Source organism: Comamonas sp. BIGb0152, from assembly GCF_024809975.1.
Classification (GTDB): Bacteria; Pseudomonadota; Gammaproteobacteria; order Burkholderiales; family Burkholderiaceae_C; genus Comamonas.
Window position 1 is genome coordinate 16,363 of sequence record NZ_JANUDY010000007.1, and the last position, 15,308, is coordinate 31,670.

Here is a 15,308-nt window from a genome sequence, read left to right on the forward strand (position 1 = left end):
CATTAATCTTGCGCCTGGTTGCGCTGCAAAGCCCACATGCTGGCGTAGCGCGCACCCAGTGCCAGCAGCTGCGCATGCGTGCCGCGCTCCACAATGCGGCCGGCATCCATCACCAAAATTTCGTGCGCGTCCACCACGGTGGACAGGCGGTGGGCAATCACCAAGGTGGTCTTGCCTTGCGCGGCTTTTTGCAGCTCCAGCTGAATGGCGCGCTCATTGGCCGAATCCAAGGCCGAGGTGGCCTCATCAAAGATGAGGATCGGTGGGTTCTTCAGCAAGGTGCGGGCAATGGCCACGCGCTGCTTTTCACCGCCTGAGAGCTTGAGGCCGCGCTCGCCCACGCGGGTGGCATAGCCCTCGGGTGAGGCGGCGATCATCGTGTGGATGCGCGCCGCCTGCGCGGCCTGCACCACCTCGTCTTGCGAGGCGCCGGGCCGGCCATAGGCGATGTTGTAGGCAACGGTGTCATTGAACAACACCGTATCCTGCGGCACGATGCCAATGGCGCGGCGCAGGCTGTCCTGCGTCAGACCGCGGATATCCTGGCCCGCAATGCGGATGGCGCCGGCCTGCACGTCGTAAAAGCGGAAGATCAGCCGCGCCAAGGTGGATTTGCCGGCGCCCGAGGGCCCCACCACGGCGACGGTCTTGCCCGCAGGCACGACAAAACTCAGCCCTTGCAAAATAGGCCGGTCCGGGTGGTAGGCAAAATGCACATCGTCAAAACGCAGCTCGGGCTCTGCCTGCAGCGCCAACGGCTGAGCGTCTGGCGCATCGGCCACTTCGCGCTGCTGGTCCATCAGCACAAACATGCGGTCCAGGTCGGTCAGGCTTTGTTTGATCTCGCGGTACAAGGTGCCCAAAAAATTGAGCGGAATGTACAGCTGGATCATGAAGGCATTGATCATCACCAGATCGCCCAGGCTCAACCGGCCATCGACCACGCCCTGGGTGGCACGCCAGAGCATGGCCACCAGCGCCACCGCAATGATCAGTTGCTGGCCGCTGTTGAGCAGGCTCAGACTGCTTTGGCTCTTGAGGCGCGAGCGGCGCAGTTTTTCCAGATCCCCGTCGTAGCGCTGTGCTTCAAAGCTTTCGTTATTGAAGTATTTGACGGTCTCGTAGTTCAGCAGCGAATCAATGGCCTTGCTGTGCGCGGCGGAGTCGATGAGGTTGGCCTCGCGCCGGAAGTGCGTGCGCCACTGGGTGAGCACCACAGTGAAGCTGATGTAGACCGTGAGCGCCACGATGGTGATGATGGCAAACCAGATATCGAACTGAACGGCCAAAATGCCCAGCACCAGCGCCAGCTCGATGAGGGTGGGCACGATGCTGTAGAGCGAGTAGGAGATCAGGGACTCCACGCCTTTGACGCCGCGCTCGATATCGCGGGTCATGCCGCCCGTCTGGCGCTCCAGGTGAAAGCACAGGCTCATGGCATGTAAATGCTCAAAGGTCTGCAGCGCAATCGCGCGCGCTGCGCCTTGCGTGGCCTTGGAGAACACCAGCTCGCGCAGCTCGCCAAACACCGAGGTCACAAGCCGCAGGCCCCCATAGGCGAGCAGCAAGCCCAGCGGTACCACCAGCAGGGCCTGCGGGTTGCCCGGCCGGATGTCGAGCGCATCGACCACATGCTTGAGCAGCACCGGCACCCCGACATTGGCCACCTTGGCGCCCACCATCAGCAGCAGTGCAGCCAGCACCCGCCACTTGTAGGTCCAGAGGTAGGGCAACAGGCGCTTCAAAGTGCGGCCGTCGCCAGCGGTCAGAGGTTTTCCATCACTGGAGCTAGGGTTTGTGGCGGCTGGCGCCTCGGCTAAACGTCGCATGGGAGACAATTGTGGGTTTGTTATAGACCTCGATTGTGCCCATGAATACTCCACGCACCGCATCCGACGAGCTGCCCCAGGACAAAGAGCTGGTTTTGCGCGTTGTGCCCATGCCCGCTGACTGCAATGCCAACGGCGATATTTTTGGTGGCTGGGTCATGTCGCAGGTGGACCTGGGCGGATCCGTGCTGCCGCTGCGCCACTCACGGGGCCGCACCGTTACCGTGGCGGTCAATGAGTTCATCTTCAAGCAGCCGGTGCGCGTGGGCGATATCCTGTCGTTCTACGCCAAGCTGGTCAAAGTGGGCACCACGTCGATGACGGTCGAGGTCGAGGTGTTCGCCGAGCGCCTGTCCAAGCAAGGCCAGTTCTTCAAGGTCACCCAGGCCACCTTGACCTATGTCGCCATTGACGAGGAAGGCCATCCCCGCACGGTGCCCCCGCTGCCGGTTTGATCGGCCCACCCCGGCCTCAGAAACACCAAAGCCGCTGCAACGCAAGATCTGCGCTGCAACGGCTTTTTCACAAGCGCCGGGCCAAGCTGCCGGCCTCAGCCGTCAAGCCAGGCTTTCGGCGGGCTTTTCCGTCTTGCTGGCGGGGGTGCTGGTGCTGGCGGCCACCGGCTTGCGCGTGCTGTTGGAGCACTCGATCTCACCGGTCAGCTGGCCACCTTCTTCGATGATGACCTTGCCGTAGCGGATCTTGCCGTGTACGCGGCCGCTGCCAAAAATCACCAGCTTGTCGCGCACCGTCAGGTTGCCTTCGAACTCGCCATGGATCTCGGCGATGTCGATTTCTGCCGAACCCCGGAAAGCGCCATCAGCGGTGATCTGGATCACGCGGGAGTCCATCGTGGCCTCAACCGTGCCTTCCACCACCAAGGTGTCGCAATCGGTGATCTCGACACCCTTGAGCTTGATGTTCGGGCCGACAGTCAGTTTGCTGCCGGTGCTGGCGGTGGTATCAGTGGTCACAGTGCTGGTGTAGGAAGAAGTAGGGGATGGGCTGCTGGGTTCATCGGCCTTGTGGCCACTCAGGTTGCCGCCGAGCACGGAACTGGCAGAACCCGCTGCCGTGCTGGGCAAGGTACTGCCCGACGTATTGGAGGGTGAGCCTCCCAGAAACTTGGAGGCGGAAGTGTCATTGTCACGGCGTCCGCCGAAAAAAGGGTTTTGTACAGCCATCGGTTCTCCTTGTGAAAAGCTTCTACATGCTATTCAATTTATAGCTAGGGTGTTCACAAAATTTGACACTAGTCGTAACAGACGGCAACCCTGGCCGTCTTTCTTATCAATACTTTCACCACGCGGACAAATCTCACAATTCCCAACACCCAGAACGCTGCGCAAGTCCAGTTCAGGACACGATATAGGCCGCCGTGGCGGTGGCCAGCAACTGGCCGCTGTGGTCGCAAAAATCAGAGCGCGTGGTGGCCACGCGCGATCCGAGTCGCAGCACACGGGCCTGCATCACAAACGGGCCCTGGGTGCCTGGGCGCAAATAGTCCACCCGCAAATCAATGGTGCCCAACTTGGCAAAACGCATCAAGCGCTGCATCACCGGCTCGCCCAGGTGCTTGGCACCCGAGGCGGCCATCACCGCCATGCCGCCCAGCGCATCGAGACTGGCGCTGATGACGCCGCCATGCACACGCTGCAGACCAAAATGGCCAATCAGCTCAGCGCGCATCTCCAAGCTCGCCCAGACCGCATCGTCCTGCACCGACTGGAGCTTCAGCCCCAGCAGCTTGTTGAAGACAATGCGCTCTTCAAAAATCTCGCGCATGCCCTCCACATAGGCGCTATCCAAACCCTGCATAGAGACATAGGCTGCTGCGGCAGAGTGGGAAGTGGGTGGCGTCGGGCTGGTCATCCGCAGGAGTATGCAGCCAAGTCCCAGGCACGGCAATCGCAGATTCCACTGGCCCCAGGCGCGCCATGCGCTAGACTGCGCGCAACTGCAGCACATCTATGCCTGAAACCCTGCCCCCCGCCCTGCCGACCGCCCGTACCGCGCCCAGGCCGCCTTTGCGGCTGAGCTGCGTGGTGCCCGCCTATAACGAAGCCAGCAACCTGGAAGCCTTTCTGCCCGCCTTGTACGAGACGGTGCGCGCGCTGTCCGTGGACTGCGAGATTGTGCTGGTCAACGATGGCAGCAAGGATGCGACCGATGAGGTGGCCCAGCGCCTGGGCCAGCAATTGCCACTGCACTACATCCAGCTGGCGCGCAATTTCGGCAAGGAAGCGGCGATGACCGCCGGGCTGGACTATGCACGCGGCAATGCCGTGCTGTTGATCGATGCCGATTTCCAGCACCCGCTGGCCTTGATCGCCGAGATGGTGCAGCTGTGGCAAAGCGGCTATGACATGGTCTATGGCGTCATCGCCGACCGCGCCGGCGAGGCCAAGGCCAAGCGCTGGGGCACCTGGCTGTTCTACTACCTGATGAACCGCGACAACGCCGTCCATATCCCCGAGAATGCCGGCGATTTCCGGCTGATGGACCGCAAGGTGGTGGATGCGCTGCGCCAGCTGCCCGAGCGCAACCGCTTCATGAAGGGCCTGTACGCCTGGGTCGGCTTCAAAAGCGTGGCCCTGCCCTTTGTGCCCGATAGCCGGCGCAGCGGCCAGTCCAGCTTCAACTTCACCCGGCTGTTTGGCCTGGCGTTCCAGGGGCTGACCTCGTTCACCACCTTGCCGCTGCGCATCTGGAGCCTGGTGGGCTTTTGCATCTCGGTGATGGCCATCATCTACGGCATTTACATCACCATCGAGACCATCGTGCTGGACAACCCCATCGACGGCTGGCCGACCTTGGCCGCTGGCCTGATGCTGTTCTCCGGCGTTCAGCTGATGTCCATCGGCATGCTGGGTGAGTACATTGGCCGCATTTACGACGAGGTCAAGCGCCGGCCGCTGTATGTGGTGGCCCAAAACGATGACCGCAGCCCCGTGACCAGCGAGCCGGCTGCAGCTGCGTTGGTGCCGGCATCGGCCACCGCGCCCGCCCCCGTGGCCCCCATGCCGCCGGAGTCCTGAGCTTGCTGATCGCTGCCTTGGCCCATCGCCTGCGCAGGCTGCCGCAGGGCCTGCAGTTTATTGCCGTGGGCGGCTCGGCCGCTGCCACGCATTTGCTGGTGGTTCTGTTGCTGGTGGGCGGCGCGGGCATGGCGCCGCTGCTGGCCAATGTGCTGGCTTTTCTGGTCGCCTTTGTCGTCAGCTACAGCGGCCATGCCTGGCTGACCTTTGCGGATAAAAACGCGCCCCACGCCCAGGCGCTGCCGCGTTTTTTTCTGGTGGCCTGCAGCTCCTTCGCGCTCAATGAACTGCTCTATTACCTGGCGCTCAACCAGTTGCACTGGCACTATGCCTGGAGCCTGGTCGCCGTGCTGGTCGTCGTGGCGGTATTCACCTTTGTCGCGGCCAAGTGCTGGGCCTTTGCCCATGCGGCGCCGCACTGAGCACCATGAAGCACATCACCCTCTGCGCCGATGATTTTGCGCTGCACCCTGCCGTGGATGCCGCCGTGCTGGAGCTGGCCGCGCTGGGCCGCCTCTCCGCCACCAGCTGCATGACGACCGCACCGGGCTGGCGCGCAGCAGCACGGGCCTTGCCAGCGGTGCGCGACCAGCTGGACCTGGGCCTGCATTTCAACCTGACCGAAGGCCATGGCGTCGCGCCCGATACGGCGATCACCCGCATTCTCAGCCAGGCCTATACCGCCCGGCTGTCTGCTGCTGCGCTGCGCGACGCCTGGCGCCGCCAGCTCGATGCGTTTGAGGATGCACTGGGCATGCCGCCCGCCTACGTAGACGGCCACCAGCATGTGCACCAGCTGCCCGGCGTGCGCAAAGCGATGCTGGCTGAACTTGACGCGCGCTATGGCGCAGCAGCCCGGCAGATCTGGATCCGCTCCACGGCCCCCGCAGGCGCTTTGCGCTGGCAGGCCAAATCGGCCACGATTGCGCTCTTGGGCGGCTACCGCCTCAGCCACCAGCTGCAGCGCCAGCGCTGGGCGACGAACCAGGGCTTTGCGGGGGTCTATGGTTTTGATGCGCCGACGGAGGCCGCCTATGGCGGCTTGATGGCGCAATGGCTGGCCGAGTGCCAAGACGGCAGCCTCTTGATGTGCCACCCCGCGCAAACACCGATGCCAGGCGACGCGATTGGCCAGCAGCGGCCGGTGGAATGGGCCTATCTGCGCTCGCCCGCGTTTGGCGAGCTGCTGGCAGCGCAAGACTGCCGCATTGGCAAGCTGGTGCCTGCCAAGGCTGCGCTTACAGACCGCTGAAGTTGGGTTTGCGCTTTTCCATAAAGGCCTGCATCGCCTCTTTGGCAGCGGGCTGCTGCAGCAGATCGGCAAACACACGGCCCTCTTCGGCAATGCGGGACTGAACGGCCGCCATCTGCCCGCTCTTGAGCAAGCGCTTGCTGGCCATCAAGGAGGCCAGCGGCTTGGCCGCCAGCTTGGCGGCTTGTGCCTGGGCAATGGTGTTGCATTCAGTCGGCGGCACCACGCGGTTGACCAGGCCCACTTCCAAGGCCGCCTCGGCCATGAAGGGATCGCCCAGCAGCAAGGCCTCGGAGGCACGCTGGTGGCCCATCAGCTGGGGCAGCAGCAGGCTGGATGCGCCTTCGGGGCAGAAGCCCAGGTTGACAAAGGGCAAGGAGAACATCGCATTGTCACCGGCATAGACCAGGTCGCAGTGCAGCAGCATCGTCGTGCCAATGCCCACGGCCGGGCCGCAGACGGCTGCGACGATGGGCTTGGGGAAGGCTGCCAGCGCTTGCAGAAATTGGAAAGGCGGCGCGTTGTCATCGGGTTGGGGGCCATGGAGGAAATCACCCAGGTCGTTGCCCGCCGTGAACACCGAGGCATCGCCTTGGAACAGCACCACACGCACCTCGGTGCTGCTGGCGGCCTGCTGCAAGATCTCCGCCAAGGCCAGGTACATGGCGCCGGTCAGCGAGTTCTTTTTGGCCACCCGGTTGAAGGTGATGGTGCAGATGCCCGCTTCGGCCAGCACCCGGATATCGTCGCAAGAGGATTGGATCGTCATAACAGTCTCTCAAAAAAAGGGTCGGTGCCGGGCCCGGGCCACTGCCAGGGCGCGCACCGAAGACGCTGGCATGCTAACCGGATTTGGCCTGCCTTATTCCTTGTAATAGACCAGCTGGTGGCTGGTGGCCAGCAAAACGCCCTGGGGCGACCAGATCTGTGCGGTCTGGTCAAAAAAACCATCCCGGAACCCCTGGCCCTGGGCCTGGGCCAGCACCGGTTGGGTGCCCACCGCTGCCAGTTGCTCGGCGCTGGCATGCACATACACCGTCAAGGAGACGGTGCCCACCGGCACACGCGTGGCGCGGCGCAGCCAGATGCGGGGAAAGAAAACATCGCACAGCGAGGTCAGCGCCGGCACATCGAGCGGGCGCGGGGGCTCATCACTGACCCACATGCGGGTCAGGCTCGGGCTGGTCGCGCCATCCCACTCCGTCGGATAGCCGCCCACCAGCGGCCGGATGTGGTAGCGGTTCAGCCATTCCACGCGGAAGTCGGTGGTATAGCGCTCCACCGCGCTGGAGGGCGGCACCTCGGGCATCGCATGCTCATCGTCCGACCAGGTGCTGCGCGCCAGGGCGGTCATGGCCGTGGCCGTCGTGGTGGTGGACCACTGGCCCTCGGCATCTTGCTCGCGCAAGCTGATGATCCAGTGCTGGGTGCTGCGGTTGGTGCGGACGGGGATAGCTTCAATCACATAAGGCCGCTCGCCCACGGCGCCGGCGTAGTTCACGGTGATCGCCACCAGATCCCCCAGGCGCTGCGGGTGCTGCAGCACGGCCTGGGCCACTTGCGCTGCTGTTATGCCGCCATAGGGCCCGACCATGTTCCAGTAGTCTTTGCTGGCCTGCGCCGCGTACTGGTTCTGGCCGCTGGGCTCCATGGCCATGGCACGGTCAAAGGCATGGCGGGCGCTGTTGGAGGAGAGTTCACTCATTCGGACATCTTTCGCAGAAATTTTTGAATCCACTGAAAACGCCATATGCCCGTACCATGCCTTTTAAGACCGGCCTTGCAGTTGCATTTTCTGCCACCCAACAGTAGCAGCCTGCGGCGTCTGCTGCAGCCCTGTGGGCGACAGACGCCGTGGCCTGCGCCGGTTTACACGCGTTCCAGAATGCCGGCAGCGCCCTGCCCCATGCCGACGCACATGGTCACCATGCCGTACTTGAGCTTGTTGCGCTGCAGCGCATGCACGACGGTGGCCGCGCGGATGGCACCCGTGGCACCCAGCGGATGGCCCAGCGCAATTGCGCCGCCCATGGGGTTGACCTTGGCCGGGTCCATGCCCAGCTGCTGCATGACCGCGATCGATTGCGCGGCAAACGCCTCGTTCAGCTCAATCCAGTCCATGTCCTGCAGCGACAAGCCCGCATGGCGCAGCGCCACCGGAATCGCCTCAATCGGGCCGATGCCCATGATCTCGGGCGGCACGCCCTTGCTGGCGTAGCTGACAAAGCGTGCCAGCGGCGTCAGGTTAAAGCGCTTGAGCGCCGCTTCGCTGACCACCAGCAGCGCACCTGCGCCATCGCTGGTCTGCGAGCTGTTGCCGGCGGTGACCGAGCCACGCGCTGCAAACACGGTGCGCAGCTTGGCCAGGCCTTCGATGGAGGTATCCGGGCGCGGGCCTTCATCGAGGTCCACCGTGCGCGAGCGGCTGACCGCCTCGCCCCGGGCGATGTCCACGCCCCGGTCGGTCACGGTGATCGGCGTGATCTCGGCGGCAAAATCACCGGCCTGCTGCGCCGCCAGCGCGCGCTGGTGCGACTGCAGCGCGAATGCGTCCTGGGCATCGCGGCTCACCTTCCAGCGCTGCGCGACTTTCTCGGCCGTCAGGCCCATGCCGTAGGCAATGCCCACATCGCCTTCGCGCTCGAATATGGACGGCGACAGCGATGGCGAGTTGCCCATCATCGGCACCATGCTCATGCTCTCAACCCCTGCGGCGATCATCACATCGGCCTCGCCCACACGGATGCGGTCGGCCGCCATCTGCAGCGCAGTCAGGCCCGATGCGCAAAAGCGGTTGACCGTCACCCCGCCCACCCCCACCGGTAGCCCTGCCAGCACCGCGCTGATGCGCGCCACATTCAGGCCTTGCTGGGCTTCGGGGATCGCGCAGCCGCAGACCACATCCTCAATCGCCTGCGGGTCCAGCCCCGGCGCTTGCGCCAGCACGGCCTTCATCACCGTGGCCAGCAGATCGTCAGGCCGCATATTGCGCAGATAGCCTTTGTGCGACTTGCCAATCGGCGTGCGCGTCGCCGCCACGATGTAGGCGTCTTGAACTTGTTTACTCATGGTCACTAGTCCTCTGTATTCACCGCCCTCTCCCGCATGCGGGAGAGGGCCGTGGTGAGGGCCTGCAGCACATGTGCAAGCACCTCGTTCGTTTGTTATACAACCTCATGGTTCCAAAACCGCAGCACCCGCAAGCCTTGCTGCTGCAACCACACCGTGCGCTGCTGGTCATAGCCTTGCGCCTGCAGATCGGCACGCTGGCCACCATCGACCTCAATCACCAGGCCATGCTCTAGGCAGACAAAATCCAGGATGTAAGAACCCAGTGGATGCTGTCTGCGGAACTTGGCGCCCACCAGTTGGCGGTTGCGCAGGTGGCGCCATAGCAGTTGCTCTGCAGTGGTGGCGGATTGGCGCAGTGCGCGGGCGTTTTGCACCTTGACATCCGCCCTCACCCCTGCCCTCTCCCGCTGGCGGGAGAGGGGGTTGGGGACAAGGGCTTGCTTTTCCACGGTGGCCTTAGTTGCGGACGGGCTTGCCGGTGTTCAGCATGCCCAGAATGCGCTCCTGGGTTTTTTCCTTCACGATCAGGTCGGTGAAGGCCTTGCGCTCCAGCGCCATCAGGTACTCCTCGTTCACCAGGGTGCCGGCATCCACATCACCGCCGCAGACTACATCGGCCATGTGGCCGGCGATCAGCATGTCGTGCTCGGTGATAAAGCCACCCTCGCGCATGTTGACCAGGGTGCTGCGCAAGGTGGCTGCGCCACTGCGGCCGGCCACCGGGAAAGGCTTGCGCTGCGGCGGGCGCCAGCCCGATTGCGCCATGGCCTTGGCCTGGGTGAGTGCCACAAACAGCAGCTCGTCGCGGTGCGGCACGATAACATCGTCGGCCTGCAGGTAGCCCAGAGCCTGCGACTCCAGCGCACTGGTGCCGACGGTGGCCTTGGCCGCTGCGGTAAAGCCGTTGGCCAGGAAGGGCAGCAAGTCGTTGCCCGTCGAATACTGCGCATGGCGCGCCGCCTGGTAGGCCACATTGGTCAGGCCACCGGCACCGGGTACCAGGCCCACGCCCATCTCCACCAAGCCGATATAGCTTTCCATATGCGCCACGCGGCGTGCGCAGTGCAGCAGCAGCTCGCAGCCGCCGCCCAGCGCCATGCCATGCACAGCGCCCACGACGGGGATCTGCGCATAGCGCAGCGACAAAAACAGCTGCTGCATCACCTGCTCGATCTGGTCGATGGCCATCGGGCCTTGCAGTGCAAAGGCGGGCATCATGGCCTGCAGATCGGCGCCCACGCTGAAAGGCGCATCGCCCGACCAGACGACCAGCGCGTCAAAATCCTTCTCGGCCAGCGCCAGCGCGGTCTGCAGGTCTTCCATCACATCGGGGCTGATGGCATGCATCTTGGTTTTGATGCTGAAAACCATGACCTGGTCATCCAGGGTCCAGCTGCGCGAGGCCTTGCTCTCGGCCAGGGTGCGGCCTGCCGTGCGCCAGTCCTGCGCGGCCGCGCTGGCTTCGCCCAGCACGCGCTCGGGGAACAGCTGGCGTGCATACACCGGCAGATCACGGCGCGGCACAAAGCGGTTCTCAGCCGCACTCCAGGAGCCCTGCGCCGTGTGTACGCCGCCAGCATCGGCGACGGGGCCCTCAAACACCCATTGCGGCAGCGGCTCGGTGCTGAGCGCCTTGCCCGCGTCAATGTCTTCCTGCACCATCTTGGCCACCTGCAGCCAGCCGGCTTCTTGCCACAGCTCGAACGGGCCTTGCTGCATGCCAAAGCCCCAGCGCATAGCGAGATCGACATCGCGGGCATTGTCTGCAATGTCCTTCAGGTGCACGGCGGCGTAGTGGAAGCTGTTGCGCAAAATGGCCCAGAGGAACTGGCCCTGCGCGCCCTCGCTGTTGCGCAGCAGCTGCAGGCGTTCACCTGCCGGCTTTTTCAGCATGCGGGTGTAGACGTCATTGCCCTTTTCGCCCGATGGCACATAGGCCTGGTGCTCGGGGTCAAAGCGCTCGATGCCCATCTTGGTTTTGCGGTAGAAGCCTGCCTTGGCCTTTTGGCCCAGCGCGCCATTGGCGATCAGCTGGGTCAGCACCGCTGGCGTGGTGTAGCTGGCGTAGAACGAGTCGGTCTGCGCACTCAGCTGGCTTTGCATCGTGGCAATCACATGGGCCAAGGTGTCCAGGCCCACCACATCGGCGGTGCGGAAGGTGCCCGAGCTGGCGCGGCCCAGCTTTTTGCCAGTGAGGTCGTCGACCACGTCGTAGCTCAGGCCAAAGCGCTCGGCCTCGGCAATGGTGGACAGCATGCCGGCCACGCCCACGCGGTTGGCGACAAAGTTGGGCGTGTCCTTGGCGCGGATGACGCCCTTGCCCAGCTGGCTGGTGGCAAAGCTTTCGAGCTGGTCCAGCACTTGGGGCTCGGTCGCAGCCGTCGGGATCAGCTCCACCAACTGCATATAGCGTGGCGGGTTAAAAAAGTGGATGCCGCAGAAGCGGTGGCGCAGCTGCTCGGGCAGCGCCTCGGACAAGGCCGTGATCGACAGGCCCGAGGTGTTGGATGCCAGGATCGCATGGGGTGCGACGAACGGCGCGATCTGGTGGTACAGATCGCGCTTCCAGTCCATGCGCTCGGCAATCGCCTCGATCACCAGGTCGCAGTCCTTGAGCTGCGCCAGATGCTCTTCGTAGTTGGCGGGCGTGATCAGATCGGCTTCAGCGGCCACACCTAGCGGCGAGGGCTTGAGCTTTTTCAGGTTGGCAATCGCCTTCTGCGCGATGGCGCTTTTGGGGCCCTCTTTTGCTGCCAAGTCAAACAGCACCACCGGCACGCGCACATTGACGAGGTGGGCCGCAATCTGCGCTCCCATCACCCCGGCGCCGAGCACCGCCACTTTTTTCACCACAAATCGGGACATGCTTACTCCACTTTTGTTAGCTGCCAGCGCACTCTGGTCGAGGCTGGCAGCCCGTTTTATTCAAAACCTATTCGACGCGCGACCAGGTCTGCGTGCGGCCAAAGGGGCCAATCGATCCGCGCACATCGAGCTTGTTGCCGTTGTCGGTGGGCGTGAGCTTCAAGCTGTAGCTGCTGCCGTTTTCAGGGTCGAGGATCTTGCCGTCCTCCCACACCGCCTTGCCTTGCGCCTGCTTGGCACCCCGGATGATCTCCAGCCCCAGGAGCGGCTGGCCTTTGCGGTCATCGCTGCAGCGGTCGCACACGGCCTGCGGGTCGGCGCCTTTGCGCAGCAGTTTTTCCACCTTGCCGCTGAGCACCCCGCCGCTGTCGCTGATGCGCACCTCGGACTTGGGCTCACCGCTTTTCTCGTCAAAGGTGCGCCACAGGCCCACCGGCGACATCTCGGCGGCCAGCGCGGGCAGCGCCACCGCCAGGCCAGCAGCCAGCGCCAGCAAGGGTTTGATCAAGGGTCGCATCGCAGTCTCCAAAGGGTTGTTCAGCGGGGGCGACGGCCTTAGGCCAGCGCCGCGTCGGTGTTCATCAAGAGCTTGCTGCCGGTGCGCATGGTGCGCACACGCAGGCCCGCCTCGGGGAACAGCCGCGCAAAGTAAAAGCGCGCTGTCTGCAGCTTGCCTTCGTAGAAGGTCTTGTCGGCCACATCGCCTTCGGCCAGTGCGCGCAGCGCGGTCTGGGCCATGCGTGCCCACCAGTAGCCCATCACCAAGTGGCCCATCACGCAGAGGTAGTCGGTGGCCGCAGCACCCACCTCGTCAGGGTTCTGCAGCGCCTTGAGGCCCAGCTCCGTGGTGATGCCGGTCATCTGGCCGGCCAGCTGCGCCAGCGGGTTGATGAAATCGGCCATGCGCTCGTTGACGCCCTCTTCCTCCACCAACCCTTGCACCAGCTTGCCCAGCGCCTTGAGCGCCGCGCCCTGGTCGCCCAGCACCTTGCGGCCCAGCAGATCCAGCGCCTGGATGCCGTTGGTGCCTTCGTAGATCATGTTGATGCGCGCATCGCGCACATACTGCTCCATGCCGGTTTCGTGGATGTAGCCATGGCCACCAAACACCTGCTGGCACAGGACGGTCACATCAAAACCCTTGTCGGTCAAAAAGGCCTTGAGGATGGGGGTGAGCAGGGCCACCTGCGCGGCATGGGCCTTGCGCACGGCTTCGTCCGGGTGGTTCAACTCTTCGTCGACAAGGGCCGAAGTGGCAACCATCATGGCGCGGCCGCCTTCGCTGTAGGCCTTGGCGGTCAGCAGCATGCGGCGCACGTCGGGGTGCACGATGATCGGGTCGGCCGGCAGGTCCTTGGCCTTGGTGCCCGAGAGGCTGCGCATCTGCAATCGGTCCTTGGCATAGGCCAGCGCGTTCTCATAAGCCACGGCCATCAGGCCCAGCGACTGGTTGGCAACGCCCAGGCGCGCGGCATTCATCATCACAAACATGGCTTGCAGCCCCTTGTTGGCCTGGCCGACCAGGGTGCCCACGGCGCCATCGATGGCGATCTGCGCCGTGGCATTGCCGTGGATGCCCATCTTGTGCTCCAGGCCCGAGCAGCTGATGGGGTTGCGCGCACCCAGCGAGCCATCGGCATTGACCAGGAACTTGGGCACCAGAAACAGGCTGATGCCTTTGCTGCCCTTGGGTGCATCCGGCAGGCGGGCCAGCACCAGGTGCAGGATGTTGTCGGTCATGTCGTGCTCACCGGCGCTGATGAAGATCTTGTTGCCGCTGATCTTGTAGCTGCCGTCGGCTTGCGGTTCGGCCTTGGTGCGCAGCAGGCCCAGGTCGGTGCCGCAATGGGGCTCGGTCAGGCACATGGTGCCGGTCCACTCGCCGCTGGTGAGCTTGGGCAGGTACTGCTTTTTCTGCTCGTCCGAGCCATACACATGGAGCGCCTCGTAGGCGCCATGCGACAGGCCAGGGTACATGGCCCAGGCCTGGTTGGCGCTGTTGAGCATTTCATACAGGCACTGGTTCAGTACAAAGGGCAGGCCCTGGCCGCCGTGGGCGGTGTCGCAGGACAGCGCCGCCCAGCCGCCTTCTACATACTTGGCGTAGGCCTCCTTGAAGCCCTTGGGCGTCGTCACGCTCGAATCAGCTGGGTTGCGCGTGCAGCCTTCGGCATCCCCCGAAAGGTTGAGCGGCTGCACCACTTCGACCGCGAACTTGCCAGCCTCTTCCAAAATCGCATCCATGGTGCCAGTGTCGACCTCGGCATAGGCCGGCAATTGGGCAAAACGGGCCGGCAGATCCAGCACTTCTTGCATGAGGAACTGCATGTCGCGCAGCGGTGGGGTGTACTGAGGCATGGAAAGTCCTTTGGAAAAACTAGGAGGTCGAGACAGAAGTGGAAACGGGCGGGGGAGCAGCCGCATCGGGCAGCGCCACCAGGCAAGGGGCGAGTGCGGCATCGATCAGCGCGGCATCGCGCTGGGGATCCACGGCATGGCGCAGCAAGACACCGCGCAGCGCGGTGGCGGCATGCTGCAGCGCCTGCGGGCCATGGAGAAAACGGGTTTCGTAGTGCAAGGACAAAATAATGCCGTGCAGCTCAAACAGCACCTGGTCGGGCGCCACATCGGCGCGCAGCTGCCCTTCGGCTTGCGATTGGGCAATCGCCCGGCGCATGGCATCCATCCAGATGTGCACCGAATCGGCCAGTGCATCGCGTACGTCACCAGGCCGGTCGTCAAACTCCACCGCGCCGCTGATGTAGAGGCTGCCGTAGAGGCGGCTGGCATCATTGGGCTGGGCGGTGCTGCCCATCCAGCCGGTGGCCATGTGCAGCAAACGCGCCAGCCCACGGGGCACCTGCAGCGCAGGCACAAAGATCTCACGCTCAAAGCGCTCGTGGTATTCGCGCACCACCGAGCACTGCAGCTCTTCGCGGGAGCCAAAATGGGCAAACACGCCGGACTTGCTCATGCCCATGGCCAGCGCGACCATGCCCAGCGACAGGCCATCGAGCCCCTCTTGCGCAGCCAGGGACAAGGCGGCATCCACAATCGCGGCACGCGTTTGGGCCCCTTTGGCCAGCTTGGCGATCTCGGCAGTGGCGGGGGTGGAAGCAAGGGGTTTGGTCATAAATCAAAAAATAGCACGGTCGTTCTTTTTTTGATTCTTGCACAAACCCAGTGTGCTGCCAACGGCTGGTTTGCAAAGCAAGGGTAAACCACGGCACGCGACCCAGCCGTCGGCAACAA

At 63.9% G+C, this 15,308-nt stretch carries 15 protein-coding genes; 4 read left to right on the forward strand and 11 right to left on the reverse strand.

Annotated elements, in window-relative coordinates; genetic code table 11:
- Nucleotides 1–2: 2 nt before the first annotated feature.
- A complete protein-coding gene (locus M2375_RS14420; RefSeq protein ID WP_259168340.1) occupies nt 3–1,829 on the reverse strand; it encodes an ABC transporter ATP-binding protein/permease in 1,827 nt (608 codons plus the stop codon).
- Between the two features lie 41 nt (nt 1,830–1,870).
- Here M2375_RS14420 and M2375_RS14425 point away from each other — a divergent pair, with 41 nt between their 5' ends.
- A complete protein-coding gene (locus M2375_RS14425; protein ID WP_259168341.1) occupies nt 1,871–2,284 on the forward strand; it encodes an acyl-CoA thioesterase in 414 nt (137 codons plus the stop codon).
- Between the two features lie 102 nt (nt 2,285–2,386).
- Here M2375_RS14425 and M2375_RS14430 read toward each other — a convergent pair whose 3' ends face one another.
- Together M2375_RS14430 and M2375_RS14435 are read right to left on the reverse strand one after the other, a co-directional pair.
- A complete protein-coding gene (locus M2375_RS14430) occupies nt 2,387–3,013 on the reverse strand; it encodes a polymer-forming cytoskeletal protein (RefSeq protein WP_259168343.1) in 627 nt (208 codons plus the stop codon).
- Between the two features lie 172 nt (nt 3,014–3,185).
- The gene (locus M2375_RS14435) at nt 3,186–3,647 is read right to left on the reverse strand and encodes a thioesterase family protein (RefSeq protein ID WP_259168345.1); all 462 of its coding nucleotides are present in this window, start codon (nt 3,645–3,647) and stop codon (nt 3,186–3,188) included.
- Nucleotides 3,648–3,799: 152 nt separating this feature from the next.
- Between M2375_RS14435 and M2375_RS14440 the strand changes: the two genes are divergently transcribed.
- From M2375_RS14440 to M2375_RS14450, 3 genes are read left to right on the forward strand one after another with little or no spacing between them, the layout of a single operon-like run.
- Nucleotides 3,800–4,867 carry a glycosyltransferase family 2 protein gene (locus M2375_RS14440; protein WP_259168347.1) on the forward strand — a complete coding sequence of 356 codons (1,068 nt, stop codon included), beginning with the start codon at nt 3,800–3,802 and terminating at the stop codon, nt 4,865–4,867.
- A 5-nt stretch (nt 4,868–4,872) separates the two neighbouring features.
- Nucleotides 4,873–5,289, forward strand: coding sequence for a GtrA family protein (locus M2375_RS14445; protein ID WP_404979332.1), 417 nt, complete (start codon nt 4,873–4,875; stop codon nt 5,287–5,289).
- Nucleotides 5,290–5,294: 5 nt separating this feature from the next.
- Nucleotides 5,295–6,119 carry a ChbG/HpnK family deacetylase gene (locus M2375_RS14450; RefSeq protein WP_259168350.1) on the forward strand — a complete coding sequence of 275 codons (825 nt, stop codon included), beginning with the start codon at nt 5,295–5,297 and terminating at the stop codon, nt 6,117–6,119.
- Here M2375_RS14450 and M2375_RS14455 read toward each other — a convergent pair.
- The 8 genes from M2375_RS14455 to M2375_RS14490 all read right to left on the reverse strand — a co-directional run bounded on the left by M2375_RS14455 (nt 6,106) and on the right by M2375_RS14490 (nt 15,189).
- A complete protein-coding gene (locus tag M2375_RS14455) occupies nt 6,106–6,888 on the reverse strand; it encodes an enoyl-CoA hydratase (RefSeq protein WP_259168351.1) in 783 nt (260 codons plus the stop codon). The genes M2375_RS14450 and M2375_RS14455 overlap by 14 nt on opposite strands.
- A gap of 93 nt (nt 6,889–6,981) precedes the next feature.
- Entirely contained in the window at nt 6,982–7,824 is an 843-nt protein-coding gene (locus tag M2375_RS14460; RefSeq protein WP_259168353.1) for an acyl-CoA thioesterase II, read from the reverse strand.
- Between the two features lie 164 nt (nt 7,825–7,988).
- Entirely contained in the window at nt 7,989–9,188 is a 1,200-nt protein-coding gene (locus M2375_RS14465) for an acetyl-CoA C-acyltransferase (protein WP_259168354.1), read from the reverse strand.
- Between the two features lie 95 nt (nt 9,189–9,283).
- Nucleotides 9,284–9,565 (reverse strand): endonuclease domain-containing protein, encoded by a 282-nt coding sequence (locus M2375_RS14470; protein WP_259168356.1) that lies wholly within the window; start codon nt 9,563–9,565, stop codon nt 9,284–9,286.
- Nucleotides 9,566–9,647: 82 nt separating this feature from the next.
- Complete coding sequence (locus M2375_RS14475; RefSeq protein ID WP_259168358.1) at nt 9,648–12,056, reverse strand: 3-hydroxyacyl-CoA dehydrogenase/enoyl-CoA hydratase family protein; 2,409 nt, start codon at nt 12,054–12,056, stop codon at nt 9,648–9,650.
- Nucleotides 12,057–12,123: 67 nt separating this feature from the next.
- Nucleotides 12,124–12,573 carry a DUF2147 domain-containing protein gene (locus M2375_RS14480; RefSeq protein WP_259168360.1) on the reverse strand — a complete coding sequence of 150 codons (450 nt, stop codon included), beginning with the start codon at nt 12,571–12,573 and terminating at the stop codon, nt 12,124–12,126.
- Between the two features lie 38 nt (nt 12,574–12,611).
- Nucleotides 12,612–14,414 carry an acyl-CoA dehydrogenase C-terminal domain-containing protein gene (locus M2375_RS14485; protein ID WP_259168364.1) on the reverse strand — a complete coding sequence of 601 codons (1,803 nt, stop codon included), beginning with the start codon at nt 14,412–14,414 and terminating at the stop codon, nt 12,612–12,614.
- A 19-nt stretch (nt 14,415–14,433) separates the two neighbouring features.
- A complete protein-coding gene (locus M2375_RS14490) occupies nt 14,434–15,189 on the reverse strand; it encodes a TetR/AcrR family transcriptional regulator (protein ID WP_259168366.1) in 756 nt (251 codons plus the stop codon).
- Nucleotides 15,190–15,308 lie beyond the last annotated feature (119 nt).